At 31.0% G+C, this 19,549-nt stretch carries 21 protein-coding genes; 15 read left to right on the top strand and 6 right to left on the bottom strand.

What is annotated here, in order from left to right; all coding sequences use genetic code 11:
- The first annotated feature begins 71 nt into the window (after positions 1 to 71).
- Together UEQ13_RS05490 and UEQ13_RS05485 are read left to right on the top strand one after the other, a co-directional pair.
- Positions 72 to 404, top strand: a complete 333-nt coding sequence (locus UEQ13_RS05490) for a Sec-independent protein translocase subunit TatA/TatB (RefSeq protein ID WP_329805363.1) — start codon at positions 72 to 74, stop codon at positions 402 to 404.
- Positions 404 to 976, top strand: coding sequence for a phosphatase PAP2 family protein (locus UEQ13_RS05485; RefSeq protein WP_329805362.1), 573 nt, complete (start codon positions 404 to 406; stop codon positions 974 to 976). The genes UEQ13_RS05490 and UEQ13_RS05485 overlap by 1 nt, the downstream gene beginning before the upstream one ends.
- Here UEQ13_RS05485 and UEQ13_RS05480 read toward each other — a convergent pair whose 3' ends face one another.
- The 3 genes from UEQ13_RS05480 to UEQ13_RS05475 all read right to left on the bottom strand — a co-directional run bounded on the left by UEQ13_RS05480 (position 977) and on the right by UEQ13_RS05475 (position 2,141).
- Positions 977 to 1,618: an O-methyltransferase gene (locus UEQ13_RS05480; RefSeq protein WP_329805361.1), complete on the bottom strand. Its 642-nt coding sequence runs from the start codon at positions 1,616 to 1,618 to the stop codon at positions 977 to 979.
- A gap of 149 nt (positions 1,619 to 1,767) precedes the next feature.
- Positions 1,768 to 1,905: a type II toxin-antitoxin system RelE/ParE family toxin gene (locus UEQ13_RS15505; RefSeq protein WP_407934651.1), complete on the bottom strand. Its 138-nt coding sequence runs from the start codon at positions 1,903 to 1,905 to the stop codon at positions 1,768 to 1,770.
- Positions 1,906 to 1,913: 8 nt separating this feature from the next.
- Positions 1,914 to 2,141, bottom strand: a complete 228-nt coding sequence (locus UEQ13_RS05475; protein WP_329805360.1) for a hypothetical protein — start codon at positions 2,139 to 2,141, stop codon at positions 1,914 to 1,916.
- 48 nt (positions 2,142 to 2,189) lie between these two features.
- On the opposite strand from UEQ13_RS05475, the gene rlmN reads away from it, so the two are divergent.
- The 6 genes from rlmN to dnaG all read left to right on the top strand — a co-directional run bounded on the left by rlmN (position 2,190) and on the right by dnaG (position 9,038).
- Positions 2,190 to 3,230 (top strand): 23S rRNA (adenine(2503)-C(2))-methyltransferase RlmN, encoded by a 1,041-nt coding sequence (gene rlmN, locus UEQ13_RS05470; RefSeq protein ID WP_329805359.1) that lies wholly within the window; start codon positions 2,190 to 2,192, stop codon positions 3,228 to 3,230.
- A gap of 35 nt (positions 3,231 to 3,265) precedes the next feature.
- Positions 3,266 to 4,246 carry a polyprenyl synthetase family protein gene (locus UEQ13_RS05465; RefSeq protein ID WP_329805358.1) on the top strand — a complete coding sequence of 327 codons (981 nt, stop codon included), beginning with the start codon at positions 3,266 to 3,268 and terminating at the stop codon, positions 4,244 to 4,246.
- Positions 4,247 to 4,524: 278 nt separating this feature from the next.
- The gene (locus UEQ13_RS05460; protein WP_329805357.1) at positions 4,525 to 5,097 is read left to right on the top strand and encodes an RNA polymerase sigma factor; all 573 of its coding nucleotides are present in this window, start codon (positions 4,525 to 4,527) and stop codon (positions 5,095 to 5,097) included.
- Positions 5,084 to 5,803 carry a hypothetical protein gene (locus tag UEQ13_RS05455; protein ID WP_329805356.1) on the top strand — a complete coding sequence of 240 codons (720 nt, stop codon included), beginning with the start codon at positions 5,084 to 5,086 and terminating at the stop codon, positions 5,801 to 5,803. The genes UEQ13_RS05460 and UEQ13_RS05455 overlap by 14 nt, the downstream gene beginning before the upstream one ends.
- A 26-nt stretch (positions 5,804 to 5,829) precedes the next feature.
- Positions 5,830 to 6,861, top strand: coding sequence for an ATP synthase subunit B family protein (locus UEQ13_RS05450; RefSeq protein ID WP_329805355.1), 1,032 nt, complete (start codon positions 5,830 to 5,832; stop codon positions 6,859 to 6,861).
- Positions 6,862 to 7,058: 197 nt separating this feature from the next.
- The gene (dnaG, locus tag UEQ13_RS05445; protein WP_329805354.1) at positions 7,059 to 9,038 is read left to right on the top strand and encodes a DNA primase; all 1,980 of its coding nucleotides are present in this window, start codon (positions 7,059 to 7,061) and stop codon (positions 9,036 to 9,038) included.
- A gap of 59 nt (positions 9,039 to 9,097) precedes the next feature.
- Here the strand turns inward: dnaG and UEQ13_RS05440 are convergent, their stop codons facing one another.
- On the bottom strand, positions 9,098 to 9,727 hold the full coding sequence (locus UEQ13_RS05440) for a response regulator transcription factor (RefSeq protein WP_329805353.1): 630 nt from the start codon (positions 9,725 to 9,727) through the stop codon (positions 9,098 to 9,100).
- 74 nt (positions 9,728 to 9,801) lie between these two features.
- Entirely contained in the window at positions 9,802 to 10,614 is an 813-nt protein-coding gene (gene nadE / locus UEQ13_RS05435; RefSeq protein WP_329805352.1) for an NAD(+) synthase, read from the bottom strand.
- A gap of 79 nt (positions 10,615 to 10,693) precedes the next feature.
- Between nadE and gldB the strand changes: the two genes are divergently transcribed.
- The 6 genes from gldB to UEQ13_RS05405 all read left to right on the top strand — a co-directional run bounded on the left by gldB (position 10,694) and on the right by UEQ13_RS05405 (position 17,274).
- The gene (gene gldB, locus UEQ13_RS05430; RefSeq protein WP_329805351.1) at positions 10,694 to 11,653 is read left to right on the top strand and encodes a gliding motility lipoprotein GldB; all 960 of its coding nucleotides are present in this window, start codon (positions 10,694 to 10,696) and stop codon (positions 11,651 to 11,653) included.
- Between the two features lie 74 nt (positions 11,654 to 11,727).
- Positions 11,728 to 12,060, top strand: a complete 333-nt coding sequence (gldC, locus tag UEQ13_RS05425) for a gliding motility protein GldC (protein WP_166125714.1) — start codon at positions 11,728 to 11,730, stop codon at positions 12,058 to 12,060.
- Positions 12,061 to 12,187: 127 nt separating this feature from the next.
- Positions 12,188 to 12,862, top strand: coding sequence for a TetR/AcrR family transcriptional regulator (locus UEQ13_RS05420; protein ID WP_329805350.1), 675 nt, complete (start codon positions 12,188 to 12,190; stop codon positions 12,860 to 12,862).
- A gap of 2 nt (positions 12,863 to 12,864) precedes the next feature.
- Complete coding sequence (locus UEQ13_RS05415; RefSeq protein WP_329805349.1) at positions 12,865 to 14,523, top strand: peptidase domain-containing ABC transporter; 1,659 nt, start codon at positions 12,865 to 12,867, stop codon at positions 14,521 to 14,523.
- Positions 14,524 to 14,525: 2 nt separating this feature from the next.
- Positions 14,526 to 15,881, top strand: a complete 1,356-nt coding sequence (locus tag UEQ13_RS05410; RefSeq protein ID WP_329805348.1) for an HlyD family secretion protein — start codon at positions 14,526 to 14,528, stop codon at positions 15,879 to 15,881.
- A 7-nt stretch (positions 15,882 to 15,888) separates the two neighbouring features.
- Positions 15,889 to 17,274: a TolC family protein gene (locus tag UEQ13_RS05405; RefSeq protein ID WP_329805347.1), complete on the top strand. Its 1,386-nt coding sequence runs from the start codon at positions 15,889 to 15,891 to the stop codon at positions 17,272 to 17,274.
- A gap of 33 nt (positions 17,275 to 17,307) precedes the next feature.
- On the opposite strand, the gene UEQ13_RS05400 is transcribed toward UEQ13_RS05405, so the two are convergent.
- The gene (locus UEQ13_RS05400) at positions 17,308 to 18,582 is read right to left on the bottom strand and encodes an acetyl-CoA hydrolase/transferase family protein (protein WP_329805346.1); all 1,275 of its coding nucleotides are present in this window, start codon (positions 18,580 to 18,582) and stop codon (positions 17,308 to 17,310) included.
- Between the two features lie 123 nt (positions 18,583 to 18,705).
- Here UEQ13_RS05400 and map point away from each other — a divergent pair, with 123 nt between their 5' ends.
- The gene (map, locus tag UEQ13_RS05395) at positions 18,706 to 19,524 is read left to right on the top strand and encodes a type I methionyl aminopeptidase (protein ID WP_329805345.1); all 819 of its coding nucleotides are present in this window, start codon (positions 18,706 to 18,708) and stop codon (positions 19,522 to 19,524) included.
- Positions 19,525 to 19,549: the final 25 nt, after the last annotated feature.

Below are 19,549 nucleotides of genomic sequence, written 5' to 3'. Positions count from 1 at the left end.
TCTAACTTCTAACTTTGTATTAACTTTGCAGTTCAGTTATTTTTTAACTTAAGAATTTAAAAATCAAAACTATGTTTGGTATTGGCGGAGGTGAAATATTTTTTATATTAATTGTTATTCTAATGCTTTTTGGATCAGATAAGATTCCAGAAATAGCTCGAACTTTGGGTAAAGGAATGGCGCAATTGAAAAACGCTACCAATGAAATTAAGCACGAAATTCAAAAAGGCGTTGAAGACAACGGTTTAGACATGAAAAGCTTAACAGGCGGCATTTCAGACGAAATTGCTAGTGCTAAAAAAAGCATGACTGAAACCATCAATCCTGTTGACATCACCAATCCAATTACTGAAATCAAAGAAGATATCGAAAATTTATCTGGACCAATAAAACGTCAAATGTAATGTTGGAAAAAATTATTGAATTAGATAAAAAGCTTTTCATTTTTTTAAACAATTTAGGCTCAGAACCTTTTGACGGCATTTGGCTATTGATAACGAAACAATTCAATTGGATTCCGTTTTTTCTTTTGCTTTTAGTTATTCTTTATAAAAAAATCGGTCAGAAACAATTGCTTATAGCCATGCTTATCGTAACGGTTATGATTACATTTTCAGATCAAACTATCAATCTAATAAAGGATACCGTTCAAAGATTACGACCTTGTAATGACGAAGAATTAAACGGCTTAATTAGAGTCGTAAAAGACAGCGAAACTTTTAGTTATTTTTCAGGCCATGCCGCAAATTCAATGGCCGCAATGATGTTTGTATTTTTAGTTTTAAGAAGTCACTACAAATACAGCTATTTGATTTTTTTATATCCTTTAATTTTCGCGTATAGCAGAATTTATTTAGGATTACACTTTCCTGTAGATATTATTTCTGGTTATATATTCGGAAGTTTAGTAGGTGTTTTATTTTATAAAATTTACATTTTAATTTCTACAAAAATGAAACCTAATACTGAAAATTAATTATTTAACTCTTGTAACGGTCAACCCATCACGTATAGGTAACAAAACCGTTTCCACACGATCGTCTTCATTGATGATTCTGTTGTAATCTAATAGAATTTGCGTGCTTTTGTCGTTGACCTTTACTTCTTCTAAAACCTTTCCGCTCCACAATACATTATCAGATAAAATAATACCACCTTTATTCATTAGAGGCACAATTAAATGAAAATAATTGATGTAATTTTCTTTATCGGCATCAATAAACACTAAATCGAATTTCTTATTTAAAGTTGGAATAATTTCAATAGCATCACCAATATGCTGAAATATTTGATTCGAATAAGGAGACAAATCGAAATATTTTTGTTGAATTTCTTCTAATTCTTCATTAATATCAATCGTATCCAAAGTCCCGTGTTCTTGTAAACCTTCCGCTAAACATAATGCCGCATAACCCGTATACGTACCAATTTCTAAAATAGTTTTTGGGTTAATAATTTTAGACAACATACTCAAAACTCGGCCTTGAAAATGTCCGCTTAACATTCTAGGCTGTAAGATTTTCTGATGTGTTTCTTTATTCAACTTTACCAATAATTCTGGTTCTTGTTGCGAATGATTGGCTACGTAATTTTCTAAATCTTCTGATATAAAGTGCATTATAATAATTTCTTTAATTTTTGGTGGTTTTGATAATTATTCCAAAACAAATGAATAACAATTTCATTATCATAAATTCTATAATAAAAAGAAACATTTTCGTGAATAAATCCTTTTCTGTAATTTTTATTGAAGACATATTCTTCAAATCAATTTGGATTATTTGAAATTATATCCATTGAATTTTCAACTCTGTCAATAAAATCATTCGCAACTTTTGAATTCCAGTTTTCTTTCAAATATTCTAAAATTTTGTAGTACGATTTTTCTGCAGTTTCAGTCCAAATAACTTCCTTTACTTAGAATATTTCTCTCTAGATACATTAATTACAGAAATACTTTTTTTTACTTTCCCTTCATTATACTCATTTTCACTTTCTTCTAACAAAGCAAGTATTTCTTTATCAACTTCATTAACATCCTTCGAATAATTATCAAAAACAGAAGCTACAATACGTAAAACACGTTCGTCAGCATGTTCCATTTGCTGTTTTATGTATTCTTTTAATTCAATTGCTCCCATAATCATAAATATTTACAACAAATATACAAAAAACACTAACTTTGCACCATGCAAGCAGACAAAAAAGACATCAGAGCTTTATCAAAAGAGCAATTAAGAGAATTTTTCGTGACTAACGGAGACAAAGCCTTTCGTGGGAATCAAATTTACGAATGGTTATGGAGCAAAAGTGCGCATTCATTTGAAAACATGACCAATGTTTCAAAGGAAACTCGTACTATGTTGGAAGCTAACTTCGTCATAAATCATGTAAAAGTGGATACGATGCAACGTAGTGAAGACGGAACAGTTAAAAATGCCGTTCGTTTACACGATGATTTAATTGTAGAAAGTGTGCTGATTCCAACAAAAACCAGAACAACAGCTTGTGTTTCTAGTCAAGTTGGCTGTAGTTTAGATTGTAATTTTTGCGCTACGGCTCGATTAAAACGTATGCGGAATTTGACACCGGGCGAAATATACGATCAAGTTGTAGCGATTGATAATGAAAGTAAATTGTATTATGACAGACCACTTTCTAATATTGTTTTCATGGGAATGGGTGAACCTTTAATGAATTACCCAAACGTAATGAAAGCGATTGATATGATTACTTCAAACGAAGGATTAGGCATGTCGCCAAAACGTATTACGGTTTCTACATCCGGAGTTTCAAAAATGATTAAAAAAATGGCCGATGATGACGTGAAATTCAATTTAGCGGTTTCTTTACATTCCGCAATTGAAGCTACTCGAAATGAAATTATGCCATTTACCAAAAGCTTTCCATTAACCGAATTAAGAGAAGCGCTAGAATATTGGTATGCCAAAACAAAAAACAAGATTACTTATGAATATGTGGTTTGGAAAGATATCAATGACGACAAAGCTTCTATCGATGCCTTGGTGAAATTTTGTAAATATGTACCGTGTAAAGTCAACCTAATTGAATACAATGCGATTGATGACGGTGGATTTCAACAAGCTAGCGAACAAGCCACAAAAGATTACATTACTGCACTAGAAAGAAACAATATTGTAGTTAAAGTTAGAAAAAGTAGAGGAAAAGATATTGATGCCGCTTGCGGACAATTGGCGAATAAGAGTTAGTAAATTAACTTGAAAATTGCTACTTTTGACACACTATGAAAATCACAGAGCAAATTAAAGAACCCATACTTCATGAAATGGAACTTTTCGAAAAAAAGTTTCAAGAGGCTATGTCTTCTAAAGTGGCGCTTCTGAATCGAATTACGCATTATATTGTAAATCGAAAAGGAAAACAAATGCGCCCAATGTTCGTGTTTTTAACTGCAAAAATGGTTTCTGGTGGCGAAGTAAACGATAGAACATATCGCGGAGCTTCAGTTATTGAACTAATTCACACAGCAACTTTAGTTCATGATGATGTGGTGGACGACAGTAACAAACGTCGTGGTTTTTTCTCTATAAACGCTCTTTGGAAAAATAAAATTGCCGTTTTAGTTGGCGATTATTTGCTTTCAAAAGGTTTACTACTTTCTATTGATAATAACGATTTCGATTTGTTGAAAATAATTTCAGTTGCCGTTAGAGAAATGAGCGAAGGTGAATTATTGCAAATTGAAAAAGCCAGAAAATTAGATATCACTGAAGATATTTATTACGAAATCATCCGACAAAAAACCGCTACACTTATTGCGGCATGTTGTTCACTTGGTGCTTGTTCTGTACTTCCCGAAGACAAAGATGTAGTTGAAAAAATGCGAAAATTTGGTGAATTAATCGGAATGGCTTTCCAAATTAAAGATGATTTATTCGATTATACAGAAGATGCCATCGGAAAACCAACTGGAATTGACATCAAAGAACAAAAAATGACTTTGCCTTTAATTCATACGTTGAACAATTGTACTTCAAAAGAAAAAAGTTGGATTATCAATTCGATAAAAAATCATAATAAAGACAAAAAACGCGTCAAAGAAGTTATAGCCTTCGTAAAAAACAATGGCGGACTTACATATGCAGAACAAAAAATGATGCAATTTCAACAAGAAGCATTATTACTTATACAACACTTCCCTACTTCTATTTATAAAGATTCCCTTACTTTAATGGTAAATTACGTGATTGAAAGAAAGATTTAATCAATGTGCCAATTGTTCGATTTTCAATAAGTCAATTATTGATACAACCTTTTTAATACCAAAATCGTCTATAACAATAGAAGACAAATTGATACATCGGTAAATTGAAAATTAATTATTTTTCATACAACCATTTTTAAACCGAAATCGTCTATAACAATAGAATCCATAATTGGCACATCAACAAATTGAAAATTGACTAATTGCCATGCAACCATTTAAAAAACAAAATCGTCTATATAAATAGAAGCTTAAATTTGAATGGACAAATTAAATTAATGAAAGTAATAGCATTACATAAAAACGAACAACAACTAATTAGTGAAGCGATTGCGAATAATCGTCAAGCACAACAACAGTTGTATACGAAGTATGCTTCAAAAATGTTAAGTGTTTGCAGACAATACATCAAAGACATTCACCTTGCCGAAGATGTAATGATTACGGGTTTCATGAAAATGTTTACCAATTTAAAAAAATTTGAAAACAAAGGCAGTTTTGAAGGTTGGATGAAACGAATAATGATTCATGAATGTATTGATTATTTAAGAGTTAAGAAAAATAGCTTCAATCATAAAGACATAGACGATGTAATTTATTCTGAAGAAGAAGACAATTACGAAATGGAAGGCGATTTTTCTATAGATGACATTCAATTATTAATAGATAATTTGCCAGAAGGATACAAAATGGTTTTCAATTTATACATCATTGAAGGCTATAAACATAATGAAATTGCCGAGTTATTAAATATTTCAGAAGGCACTTCAAAATCGCAACTTTCACACGCAAAACGACAGTTGCAAATTCAGATTACAGAATTAAAAAACAGAAGCAATGGAACCAAATAATTTCGATAACAACATACAACAGAAATTCAATTCTCGCGAAATTGAACCTTCTGCACAAGCTTGGGACAGATTAGACGCAATGCTAACTGTTGCCGAAGAAAAAAAACAACCTAAAAACTATTTTTGGTTAAAAATCGCTGCTTCGTTCTTACTGTTTTCAGGAATGGGTTACGTTTTTTTTCAACAAAATCAGGAATTGGAAGTTTCACAACCAACAAATGAAGTAGTTATTTCAAAAGAAACACCTACAAATGAAGTTGAAAATAATGATGATGTAGCAATTATAATTTCACCAGAAACCCAAAATGAATTAGCAATTGCTACACCAAAAACAACAAATTCAGCAGCTAAAAAAGTTTCAAAACAAAACGATAATTCAGAATACAAATCTAAATTAGATTCTTATTTAGCCATCACAGAAATACAAAACGAAGTAATCGCAAATAACGAAAATAAAACCCAACAAAAAGAACAAACAAATCAAAAATCTACGTATAACTATGTAAATCCAGAAACTTTACTTGCCGAAGTACAAGGTAATAAAAAGCCAAAAGGAAATACAAATACGTACAAATCTACTTTAAAAGTAAACCCTAACGATTTACTAAATTCGGTGGAATCAGAGCTCGATCAATCGTTTAAAGATAAAGCGTTAACTAAATTTAAGCAAGCAAAATCAGTAATTGTAAACAGAAACTATAATTAAAAACCAATTTAAAAAACCTAGAAATCATGCAAAAAATTATTTTATACATCAGTATCGCTTTAGTTACTTTAGTGAGTACTGTTAGCGCACAAGAAAAAACGTTTGAACAAAGAGCAAAAGAAATTGCTGTCAATATTAAAACTATTGCTGAAGAAGAGAAAAAAGCTTTAAAAGCAGAAGTTGAAGCGATTGACAAAGCAGTTGAATTAGGAAAAATGACAAAACAAGATGCAGAAGCATCGAAAACAAAAATCGCAGAAGAACGCGCTAAAAATATTGAAACAAGAACAGCAACTCAAGAAACAGCTTTAAGAGATTTAGTAAACGGTAAATTAGACATTGAAGAAAGTAATGATACTTTAAAAAGTAAATTAAAAATTTCAATTGCTTCTAAAAAAGATTCTCTAAAATCTGAAAACAGAACTACAAGCCAACTTGTTTTCGCAGCAGGATTTAATAACCTTGTAACAGATGGAATGGTAGCAAATTCTCAATTTGGTTATGCTCGTTCTTCATTTTATGAGTGGGGATTAACATGGAACACACGCTTATCTAAAAACAGCAATCTTTTACATTTAAAATATGGAGCAGGATTTATGTATAACATGTTACACGCAACCGACAATAAAGTTTTTGCAGACAGTAATAATCAAACCATATTAGTAGACGCTGGTGTAGCAACAAAAGCTGGTAGAACGTATTTTAAAAACGTATATTTTGTAGTACCAATGCATTTAGAATTTGATTTTTCTAAAACTAAAACAGTGGACGATAAAAAAGTTTTCAAATCACATAGAGGAGCTCGATTAGGAATTGGTGGATTTGTAGGTCTAAACACCAACTCCAAACAATTTATTGAATATAAAATTGACGGATATAAATTTTCTGAGAAACAAGAAGGAGATTTCAATGTTAACGATTTCACCTACGGATTAAGTGCTTATGTAGGATACAAACAAACTTCGTTATATTTAAAATACGATTTAAATCCAGTATTTAAAAACAATGCAGTAGATCAAAATAACATTTCATTAGGAATGCGTTTTGATTTCAATTAACAAATAGAATTACATTTTTTGAGTTATATTATCATGCTTTTATTTAAACCTACAGGAATTTTCTTGTAGGTTTTTTTTATCTGAATTTATTTCAGAATCTTTAATAACTTCTAAATTTTAAACTTGGAACATTCAACTTGGAATTTTGAATATAGAAATTTAATTTTATTGTATCTTAGCCAACCAAAAATTATACATTGATATCTAAAGAAACCATAGAAAAAGTATTTGACCAAGCTCGTGTAGAGGAAGTCATTGGCGATTTCGTACAACTCAAACGCTCCGGAAGTAACATGAAAGGACTTTCGCCGTTTGTGAACGAAAAATCACCTTCGTTTATGGTATCTCCAGTGAAGCAAATTTGGAAGGATTTCAGTTCTGGAAAAGGTGGAAACTCCGTGACTTTCTTAATGGAACACGAACATTTCACGTATCCAGAAGCCATTAAATATTTGGCTAACAAATACGGAATTGAAGTTGAAGAAACCATCGTTACCAATGAAGACTTAGAACAAGCCAACGAAAAAGAAAGCATGTATTTGGTTTCGGAATTTGCCCGAGATTATTTTCATAAAACGATGTTGAATACCGATGAAGGCCAAGCCATTGGTTTATCGTATTTTAAAGAACGTGGTTTCACTAAAAACACAATTGAAAAATTCCAATTAGGCTATTCACCAGATTCTTGGGATGCTTTTACCAAAGAAGCTTTAGGAAAAGCATACAAATTAGAATATTTAGAAAAAACCGGTTTAACTATCGTAAAACAAGAAGATGGAAAAACATTTGACCGATTCAAAGGTCGTGTCATGTTTCCTATTCAAAGTATGAGCGGTAGAGTTTTAGGTTTTGGTGGAAGAATTTTAACCAACGACAAAAAAGCAGCCAAATATTTAAATTCGCCAGAAAGCGAAATTTATCATAAAAGTAAAGTTTTATACGGAATTTTTCAAGCTAAACAAGCCATCGCCAAACAAGACACTTGTTATTTAGTAGAAGGTTATACCGATGTGATTCAGTTCAATCAAAGTGGAATTGAAAATGTTGTCGCTTCTTCTGGAACCGCTTTAACTGCAGATCAAATCCGATTAGTAAACCGATTAACCAATAACATTACGGTTCTTTTTGATGGCGACGCAGCCGGTTTACGAGCTTCTATTCGTGGAATTGATTTAATTCTGGAAGCGGGAATGAACGTAAAGGTTTGTAGTTTTCCTGATGGAGAAGATCCAGATAGTTTTGCTAAGAACAATTCTTACGATGTTTTAAAACAATATTTAGACGAAAATTCAAAAGATTTTATTCAGTTTAAAGCCGATTTATTAGTTAAAGAAGCGAATAACGATCCAATAAAAAAAGCGGAATTAATTAGAGATATGGTGAACAGTATTTCTAAAATTTCAGATTTCATTAAACGTGAAATTTACATTAAGGAATGTTCTCGTATCATGGATATTACGGAAGAAGTAATTCGTAGTACTCTAGCACAAATAGAAAAAAAGGATGTTTCTGATGCGAATAAAAAATTCACAGAAGAGAAAAAAGCATTTGAAGTTCATAAAAATAACGAGAATTTGCAACCTGCAAAAATTGATATTTTATATGAATTAGAACAAAAAATAATTGAAATCTTATTAGTAAACGGTTCGGAAACAGAAGATTTTACTGAGACTTTCTTAGCGGAAGATGAAACAGGAAATTTAGTAGATGTTAAAGAAACTAACGCTTATAAAGTTTACGAAAAAATATATTTGGCACTCCAAGAAGATGAAATTGAATTATCAAATCCGATTTTCAAAACGATTTATACAGATATCATAAACTATTACAATCAGAATTTGGAATTTGAAATTGATAAATATATTTCTCAAACTTCACCTGAAATTGCAAACAAAATCACTTCTATTTTAATGTTAGAAGAACGCGATATTTTGCACAAATGGGAAAATAGAAAAATCGTAGTGGAGAAAAAAAATATCAATTTAGCACAAAGTGTAACCGAAACCATTTTATCTTACCGATGGTACTTATTAAACAAAGTCATTGAAGAGAACAAAAACAATATAACCGCTGATGTAACCGTTGATAACACCGAAATTTTAACTACTATAAAAGACTACTTATCTTTAACAACAGTTATTGCAAAGAACTTAGGTCGAGTTATGGTTCGGTTTTAAAAAAATAAGTCACGAATTTTAAAAAATAATTTTAAAATTCGTGACTATAAAGTAATTCTCTAAATAATCTCTAATTGTTTCGCCTTGTTGATTAAATCCAACAAATTTGTAACGCTCAATTTTTGAAGCAAACGTAATTTATACGTACTGATGGTTTTTTCGTCTAAACCTAAAATTTTAGCAACTTCTTTGTTTTTTCTTCCTTCACTAAAATAGCGCAATACCTCAATTTCTCTTGTAGATAATTTTTTAAATAAACGGTCAGATTTCTTCGTTTTATTTAAAATTTCAATAGCCTTTTTAACTTCAGAACTGAAAACTAATTCCCCATTATTTACGTTAATGATCGCGTTTTCTAGCTCACTTAATTCAATGCTTTTTGAAACATATCCTTTTACACCAGACTTTATTGCTGGCGGCGCATACAAAGTATCTGAAACATTGGTGAAAAAAATTACATTTAATTTTGGATTTTCCTGTAATAATTTCTTAATTTTCAAAATACTATTTAAACCATTTAATTCGGCATCTAAAACAACACAATCAATTGAAGAAGAAGAGATTGTTGATTGTAATTCATCAAAACTCGAAACTACTTCTGCAATTTTTATTGTAGTACTATTCTTAAAATACGTTTGAATTCCCAAGTGAACAACTGGAGAATTATCTGCTAAACAAAGTGCGATCATACCATTCTGTTTTTAAATGTTAGCAATAATTTTATTACACAAAATTAACAAAAAAAAATCAAAAAACGTGGTATTTATCTGATTATAAATTCTTTCGGAATTTCACAGACTGGAATGGGCTGCATTTTATGCTGATTGATGCTGTTTAACCTCTTATAAATTCTGAAAACTTCAGCTTTTCTTCCTTCAAAATTTTCTTGAATTTTTCCCTTCTCCATTTCTAACATAGCCCATTCTAACTCGTCATAACTCGCGCCAAGCTGGTCTTCATCACTTCTATCATCACCAAATAAACCATCAGTTGGCTTAGCAACAAGAATGCTTTCTGGGACACCAACAAATTTCGCAAGTTGTCTAACTTCACTTTTCATTAAATCGGCAATCGGACTCACATCTACTCCACCATCACCGTATTTCGTATAAAATCCAACGCCAAAATCTTCTACTTTATTACCTGTTCCTGCCACTAAAAAACCGTGAATTCCTGCTAAATAATATAAAGTTGTCATTCGTAAACGCGCTCTAGTGTTCGCTAAAGTCAAATTTAATGCTTTTTCATTTTCACAAGTTGGCACGCTATTTTTAAACGTTTCAAAACTTGGCGTTAAATCTACTCGATCATTAAAAACATTCGGAAAACGTTTTTTCAATTGGTCAATATGTTCGTTAGCACGATTCACATGACTTTCCGCTTGATGAATTGGCATTTCCACACATAAAACTGGAAAACCTGTTTGCGCACATAATGTTGAAGTTAACGCACTATCAATTCCACCAGAAATTCCAATTACAAAACCTTTTACGCTAGAATTCTCAGCATAGGTTTTCAACCAATTGACAATATGACCGTGAATTCCATCTAAATTTAACGTTGTTTTATTTGACATAATTTTAATAAATAATTTAGCTATATAATTATATATTTGCAGTTCAATAATTTTTGATAAAAATAGTAAATTTCACACGATGAAAAAATTAATCTTTTTACTAATTTCAGGATGCTTCTTTCTTCAATGCAAAAAAAATGATGCGGTTGAAATGGTAGACGTCAAAAAATCAGTAGATTTAAATATAGAACGTTTTGACAAATTATATGCAGCTGCTACACCAAAAACGTTGCCCGATTTAAAAAACCAATATCCGTTTTTATTTCCTACACAATTCCCTGATTCTATTTGGTATGCGAAAATAAGCGACCCCATTTTTAAAGAATTAAATACAGAAGTTGAAAAACAATTTCCAGATAATAAGAAATTTGAAGAAGGTTTAGAAATGATGGTTTCTCGCATCAAACATTATTTTCCTGAAGAAAAAAATCCTAGAGTAATTACTTTAGTTAATGAAGTTTTAATTGACAAAAAAGCTTTTTACACGAAAGATTTAATCTTAATTTCTTTAGATACCTATTTAGGAAAAAATCATAAATTTTATGAACCTTTTGCAGAATATCAAAAAGCAAATTTAGAAACACATCAAATGTTACCCGATTTAGTAACGAATTTTGCCTTTAGAAAAATTGTGCCTTCACAAGACAAAACACTAATTAGTGAAATGATTTATTTCGGAAAATTGCATTATTTAAAAGACTTACTAATTCCAGAAACACCAAATTATCAGAAAATTGGCTACACAGAAATGCAAGAAAAATTCTGTATAGAAAACGAATCTCAAATGTGGAGTTATCTAGTCAACGAAAAATTATTATACGACAATAATATCAAAAATTACCAACGTTTTATTGAAGACGGACCGTTTACAAAATTCTATTTAGATATTGACAGAGAATCACCAGGTAGAGTTGGACAATGGTTGGGTTGGCAAATTGTAAAAAGCTACATGGAAAATAACGATGTCACTTTAGAACAACTTTTAAAAACAGAACCAACAGTAATTTTCAATAAATCGGGATATAAACCTAAGAAGTAGTAAAGAGTAATTAGTTCACAAAAAAACAAACATTAACCCAAAACTTACTCCAGAGGAGTATCATATTTATAACAATGAGCAAAACATCTGAAATTAAAGTAAATATCGAATTAGATCAAAATAATGTGCCTGAAAAATTAACTTGGTCTGCACAAGATGGTGGTGTAAATAATGAAGAAGCAAAAACAGTTTTATTATCCATTTGGGATGCAAAAGCAAAAGAAACGCTTCGTATCGATTTATGGACAAAAGACATGCCAGTTGATGAAATGAAAATCTTTTTTCACCAAACATTAGTCGCGATGACCGACACGTTCCAACGCGCTACAGGCGATGAAAAAATGGCTGGAGCAATGACCGATTTCTGCGATTATTTTGCCGAAAAATTAGAATTAAAGAAAGAATAAATCTTTATAAAAATTTATAAAAAGCCATCGTAATTGATGGCTTTTTTTATGAACAAATATTAAATAAAAGTTAAACTATTAATTATTGATAGTATTACTATTATATTTGCGATACAAATTATCACATATGGAAAATCTAATTACAAATATTAAAATTCAAGTTAACCCAAAAACATATGTTAAAGACCCAGAAACCTCAACTTTAGGTAAAAGAATAATTCAAAATAGTATTTTATTAATTGATGAAATTGGTTTCGAAGAATTTACTTTTAAAAAGTTAGGCGAAAAAATTGGTTCAAACGAAAGTTCTATTTACAGATATTTCGAAAACAAACACAAACTTTTAGTATATTTATCTTCATGGTATTGGGCTTGGATGGAATATCGTATGGTTTTTTCTACAGCAAACATTGAAAACAAATTAGAAAAACTAAAAAAAGCTATAAGTATTGTAACGGAAACTATTCAAGATGATAATGCAACAGAGCACATAAACGAGGCTATTCTAAATAAAATTATTATTGAAGAATTCACAAAAACACTCTATAACAAACATGTTGACGAAGAAAACAAAGAAGGATTTTTCTTAATATATAAACAAGTGAATTATCGAATAGAAAAAATGGTCGAAGAAGTAAATCCCGATTATCCTTATGCTAAAAGTTTAGTTTCCTCAATAATTGAAGGTTCCTTACATCAACATTTTCTGAAAAATCATTTAAAAACGATTACCAACTGTAATGATAAAATAAATCCAACTTCCTTTTACATTCACTTAGTAGAAAATCTTTTAAAAAAATAATTATGTCACCACTAAAAAGATATTACAATTTATTACGATTAGACCGAAAAGACATCATTCAAATTATTTCTTATGCTATTTTTGCAGGAATCATTAGTTTGTCGCTTCCACTTGGTATTCAAGCAATTATTAACTTTATTCAAGCTGGACGAGCAAGTGTTTCTTGGATAATTTTAGTAATTTTAGTAGTTATTGGCGTGGCTTTTGTTGGCTTTCTTTCCTTAATGCAATTGCGAATTACAGAAAATTTACAACAAAAAATATTTATTCGTTCGGCGTTTGAATTTACGTATCGCATTCCAAAATTAAAATTTTCATCAACCTATAATAAACATTCACCAGAAATTGCAAATCGATTTTTTGATACTTTATCCATCCAAAAAGGAACTTCAAAATTATTAACCGATTTTTCAGCCGCTTTACTTCAAATTTTATTTGGAATTATTTTACTATCCTTATATCATCCATTCTTTATTATTTTCGGAATCTTATTAACGCTATTACTTTATATCATATTCAAATTCTCTTATGAATCAGGTTTAAAAACCAGTTTAAAAGAATCCAAATTCAAGTATAAAGTGGCTGGTTGGTTGCAAGAATTATCTCGAAATAATTTTAGCTTTAAAAACCCAAATCACTTAGATTTTGCTTTAGAAAAAAACAACAAACTAGTAGCAGATTACATCACTTATAGGGAACAACATTTCAAAATTATTAAAAGACAATTTTCTCAGTTAATAGGATTTAAAGTAATTATCACAGCTAGTTTATTATTAATTGGTGGTTTCTTAGTTTTAAATCAGCAAATGAATATAGGACAATTCGTAGCTGCAGAAATTATCATTTTATTAGTAATTAATTCAGTCGAAAAAATAATTTTAGGATTAGAAACGTTTTACGATGTTTTAACTTCTGTAGAAAAAATTGGAGAAGTTACCGATTTAGAAATTGAATCAGAATCAGAAGTGAGCCAAACAGATTGCTACATAAATCTTACATTAGAATTAGAAAACGTAAATTTCAAATTTGAAGATGATACCACAAATGCATTAGAAAATATCAATTTAAAAATAAATCAAAGCGAAAAAATTGTCATTGAAGGCGATAATGGTTCGGGAAAAACAACTTTAATTCGAGTTTTATCTGGATTAATACAACCGACTCAAGGGCATTTCATCATTAACGATGACACCTTTAATAAAATGGATATTAATCAGTATCGAACTCATTTTGGTTGTATTTTACAAGGAGAAACTTTGTTCGAAGGTACTATTTTTGAAAACTTAACCTTCAATAATCCAAACATCTCAAATGAAGATATCAAATGGGCATTAGATAATTTGAAATTAACTAGTTTTATCAAAACCTTACCAAACGGATTAAAAACACCTATTTTTCCTGATGGCAAACAACTTTCGTCTTCAAATATTCAAAAAATATTGTTAGCAAGATGTGTGTTACATAAACCACGAATTCTATTTTTAGAAAATCCTACAGATAAAATGGATGTTGCCACCTCGCAAGAAATTATAGCTTTTTTAATGGATCCGAATCAAAAATGGACTGTAGTCGTAACTTCTAACAACAAACAATTTAGTGCTAAAAGCAATCGAGTGATTACGATGCAAAAAGGTAAAATCAGTAACATTTTAAATAAATAATTATGTTAAATGTTTCAAATAACAACAGAATTGACAACAAAAAACTAGAGAAATTTAGTTCGATTCAATTATTAAATAAAGAAAAGCATTATAAAATTTTAAACAAAATTCTAATAGGTTTTGTAGTATTTGCTGCTTTATTTTTATTTCTTCCATGGACACAAAACATCTCTGGATCTGGTGCGGTGACGACATTAAAACCAAATCAGCGACCACAAACCATTCAATCTTTAATTTCTGGTCGAATTGAAAAATGGTATGTAAACGAAGGTGATTATGTGAAAGCTGGCGATACGATTTTATTTATTTCGGAAATAAAAGAAGATTATTTAGATCCGAATTTAGTCGAAAACACTAAAAACCAAATGAACGCAAAAGAAGATGCCGTAGCTTCATACGAAGGAAAAGTAGGTGCTTTAGATTCCCAAATGGGTGCTATTAACAGTGAAAGAAATTTAAAATCGCAACAAGCTAAAAATAAAATCCGACAAGCTGTTTTGAAAATCAAAAGTGACAGTATGGATTTAGAAGCGATAAAAACACAAATCAAAATTGCCAACACCCAATTTAAACGTTCGGTTCAATTGAATAAAGAAGGTTTAAAACCGCTGACAGATGTGGAAGAAAAGCGTTTGAAATTACAAGAAATTGAAGCTAAAATTATTACACAGGAAAATAAATTATTAAGTAGTGAAAATGAATTGATAAATGCACGTGTAGAAATCAGCAGAATCAATGCCGAATATTCTGAAAAATACTCTAAAGCTCAAAGTGATCAATATACGGCTCAAAGCAGTAAATACGACACAAAAGCACAAGTTAATAAACTGGAAAATCAATACAATAATTACAAAATTCGAAACGGTATGTATTACATAAAAGCACCACAAAATGGATATGTAAACCGTGCCTTAAAATCGGGTTTAGGTGAAAATATTAAAGAAGGAACACCAATCGTAAGTATTATGCCAGCTGAATATGACATTGCCGTAGAAACGTATATTTCTCCAAATGATTTTCCTTTGATTCAAAAAGGAGAAAAAGTACGTGTTTGGTTTGACGGTTGGCCTACAATTGTATTTTCTGGTTGGCCGGACTTATCTTACGGAACCTTTGGAGGAAAAATTGTAGCTGTAGAAAATTTTATTTCAGACAATGGAAAATATCGTGTATTAATTGCTCCTGATAATGCAGAACAAAAATGGCCCAAACAATTAAGTATTGGTTCTGGTGCTCAAACTATGGCGCTGTTAGACAATGTACCAATATGGTATGAAATTTGGCGAACTTTAAACGGTTTCCCTCCGAATTATTACCAATCTGCAAAAGAAAAAAACAAAGATGTTTCAGAAAAATAACACACAAATGAAAACTTATTTTTTTATACTTTTTTTGTTCCTAAATGCAGTTAACGCGCAACAAACTAGCAATGAAATGTCGTTTAATGAATATTTAGGAATGGTGAAAAAATTTCATCCGTTAGTGAAGATTGCCGATTTAGAAATTTCGCAAGCACAAGCTAATTTATTAATGGCTCGTGGTGCATTTGACCCCAAATTAGAAGCTGATTTTAGCAACAAAGAATTTAAAGATAAAAAATATTATTCGCTATTTAATGGTGGATTTAAAATCCCAACTTGGTACGGAATTGAAGTCAAAGGTGGTTTTGAAAATACGGAAGGCTATTATTTAAATCCGCAAAACACAACGCCAAGTGAAGGATTAAGTTATGCTGGGATTTCCGTTCCGGTTTTACAAGGTTTTTTAATCAACCAAAGAATGGCCGATTTACGAAAAGCAAAAATCAACATCAATTTGAGTGCTGCAGAGAGAAATTTACAAGCGATTCAGGTTTTGCATCACGCTTCTATGGCTTATTTTAATTGGAAAAAAAATTACGATGAATTCAAATTGTATGATACGTATTTACAAAATGCAGAAATAAGATTAAAAGGAATTAAAACCTTAATTAAAGAAGGTGATAAAGCCGCAATTGATAGTATTGAAGCTGGAATTACCGTTAAAAACCGAATGCTAAACAAAGAAGATGCTTTGCTAAAATTAACCAAAGCGCGTTTAGAATTGTCGAATTTTTTATGGACGAATAATTCTATTCCTATTGAATTAGAAGAACAAATGTTTCCAGAAATTGAATTGTTTAAAAACATTCAAGAGTATTTAAAAACGAATGAATTGAATTTAGTCAACTTTTCAGCAGACAATCATCCGAAAATTAATTCGATAAATTATAAAATCAATATGTTGGAAGTCGACAGAAAACTAAAAGCAAATATGTTACTTCCGAAAATAGATTTAGGTTACAATTATTTATCAACGCCAAATCAATTTCAGGAATTTCGATTTCAAGATTATAAATTCGGAGTCAACTTTGCTTTTCCTTTATTTTTAAGAAAAGAAAGAGGAAGTTTAAAATTAACCAAACAAAAAATTGAAGCGGAACAATTTGCCGTAAGTTTCGAAAAAGAACAGTTAAACAACAAAATCGAATCTCAAAAAGCAGAAATCGTATCGTTAAAAAAACAAGAAGATATTATTTCCGATTTAGTTCAGGATAATTCAACCTTATTAAATTCCGAAGAACGTCTTTTTGAAATGGGAGAAAGTTCTTTATTCTTAATCAATACTCGAGAAAACAACTTGGTTTTAGCGCAATTGTCAAAAATTTTGATAGAAAACAGGTTTTATATTTCCAATGCCGATTTATACAAAACTATTGCTAATCCAAATTAAAAAAAATCTCCCAACTCAATTAGGAGATTTTTTTTAGGAATTAATTACCATATCAAAATAAGCTTTTTCCACTGCTTCTTGATGATTAGGATGGGCAATTTTTACCATTTCTTTCACACGTTGTTTTAGTGTTTTTCCATATAAATTGGCAATTCCGTATTCTGTAATAATATATTGAACGTGAGAACGTGTAGTAACTACGCCAGCACCTTGTTTTAAATACGGAACAATTCTGCTTTCCCCTCTATTTGTAATAGATGGCAAGGCAATAATTGCTTTTCCACCTTCACTCAAGGAAGCACCACGAATAAAATCCATTTGTCCGCCCACTCCAGAATACATTTTTCCACCAATTGAATCGGCACAAACTTGTCCGGTAACATCGACTTCAATAGCAGAATTTATCGCAATCATTTTGGGGTTTTTTCTAATAATTGCGGTGTCGTTTACTAAAGAAGATTCTTTCATCTCAATAAACGGATTATCATTTACAAAATCGTATAATCTTTTCGAACCAATTAAAAAAGTAGCTAAAGCTCTACCTCTTAACGTGCCTTTATAATTGCAATTAATTACGTCATTCTCAATTAAATCAATTACTCCGTCGGAAAACATTTCGGTATGTAAACCTAAATCTTTATGATTTTTCAACTTACTTAAAGCTGCATTTGGAATCGAGCCAATTCCCATTTGCAACGTACTTTTATTCTCAATTAAAGAAGCTACATATTCGCCGATTTTTTCTTCTTCCGCTGAAAACGTAGTTACTTCATGAGCAAAAATAGGCACATCGACTTCCACCAAATAATTAATTTCTGAAACGTGTAAAATACCATCACCAAAAGTTCTTGGCATATTTTTATTGACCTGTGCGATTACAATTTTAGCATTTTCTATCGCAGCAATACTCGCTTCAACAGAAACGCCTAATGAACAATAGCCATGACTATCAGGCGGCGAAACATGAATAAAAACCACATCCAACAACACTACTTTTTTTCGAAACAACAAAGGCAATTCGCTTAAAAAAACGGGTGTATAAGAACCATTTCCAGCTTTTAACGTGTGGCGTACATTCGCACCAATAAAAAAAGAATTCACGTGAAAACTGGCCGCCAATTCTGGATTGGCATACGGCGCATCTCCTTCTGTATGTAAATGACAAATTTCTACATCTCTTAATTCATTGGCTCTTTCCGCTAAAGCTTTGGTTAAAACCGTTGGCGTTGCAGCCGCTGCTTGGACATATACTCTATCGCCCGACTTCACTACTTGTACAGCTTCTGCTGCAGTAACATATTTACTCATACCTGATTTTTATGCAAAATTACTAGCCAAATTACACCTAAAATATGACAAAACTCATACTTCTTCATAAAGATAAAAATTATTAAAAGAATATTGTATTTTTGCAATCTCAATTTCAAGAAGATGATTATAATAAAAACCGCAGAAGAAATAGAATTAATGCGCGAAAGTGCCTTAATCGTTTCTAAAACTTTAGGAATGATTGCGAAGGAAATTAAACCAGGAGTTACGACTTTATATTTAGATAAATTAGCAGAAGAATTCATTCGTGATCATGGTGCTGAACCTGCTTTTTTAGGCATGTATGGCTTTCCTAATTCATTATGTATGAGTCCGAACACGCAAGTAGTTCATGGTATTCCTAATAACACGCCTTTACAAGATGGTGATATCATCTCTGTAGATTGCGGAACTTTGAAAAATGGTTTTTACGGAGATCACGCCTATACTTTTGAAGTAGGTGAAGTAGCAGAAGCCACTAAAAAATTACTTCAAATTACGAAAGAATCTTTATACGTTGGAATTAGAGAAACTAAAGTGGGTAATCGTGTGGAAGATATTGGATATGCGATTCAAACGTTTTGCGAAGGTCATGGTTATGGCGTTGTTCGTGAATTATGTGGTCATGGTTTAGGAAGAAAAATGCACGAAGATCCAGAAGTTGCGAATTACGGAAAACGCGGAAGAGGAAAAAAATTAGTCAACGGAATGGTAATTGCTATTGAACCTATGATTAATTTAGGGACCAAAAATATCATTCAACATAAAGATGGCTGGACGATTACAACTGCCGACAACAAACCATCAGCTCACTTTGAACACGATGTAGCTATCGTAAACGGAAAACCAGAATTACTTTCAACTTTCGCTTATATTTATGAAGCGTTAGGAATTGTGAGTAACGAAGAAGATGGATTGAGAGAGAAACCTTTGGTTTTATAATTCCACAGAGATACACAAAGTTCCA

It is taken from the genome of Flavobacterium facile (assembly GCF_036321945.1).
Taxonomy (GTDB): Bacteria; Bacteroidota; Bacteroidia; order Flavobacteriales; family Flavobacteriaceae; genus Flavobacterium; species Flavobacterium facile.
This window is presented reverse-complemented; position numbering and strand designations above follow the sequence as displayed.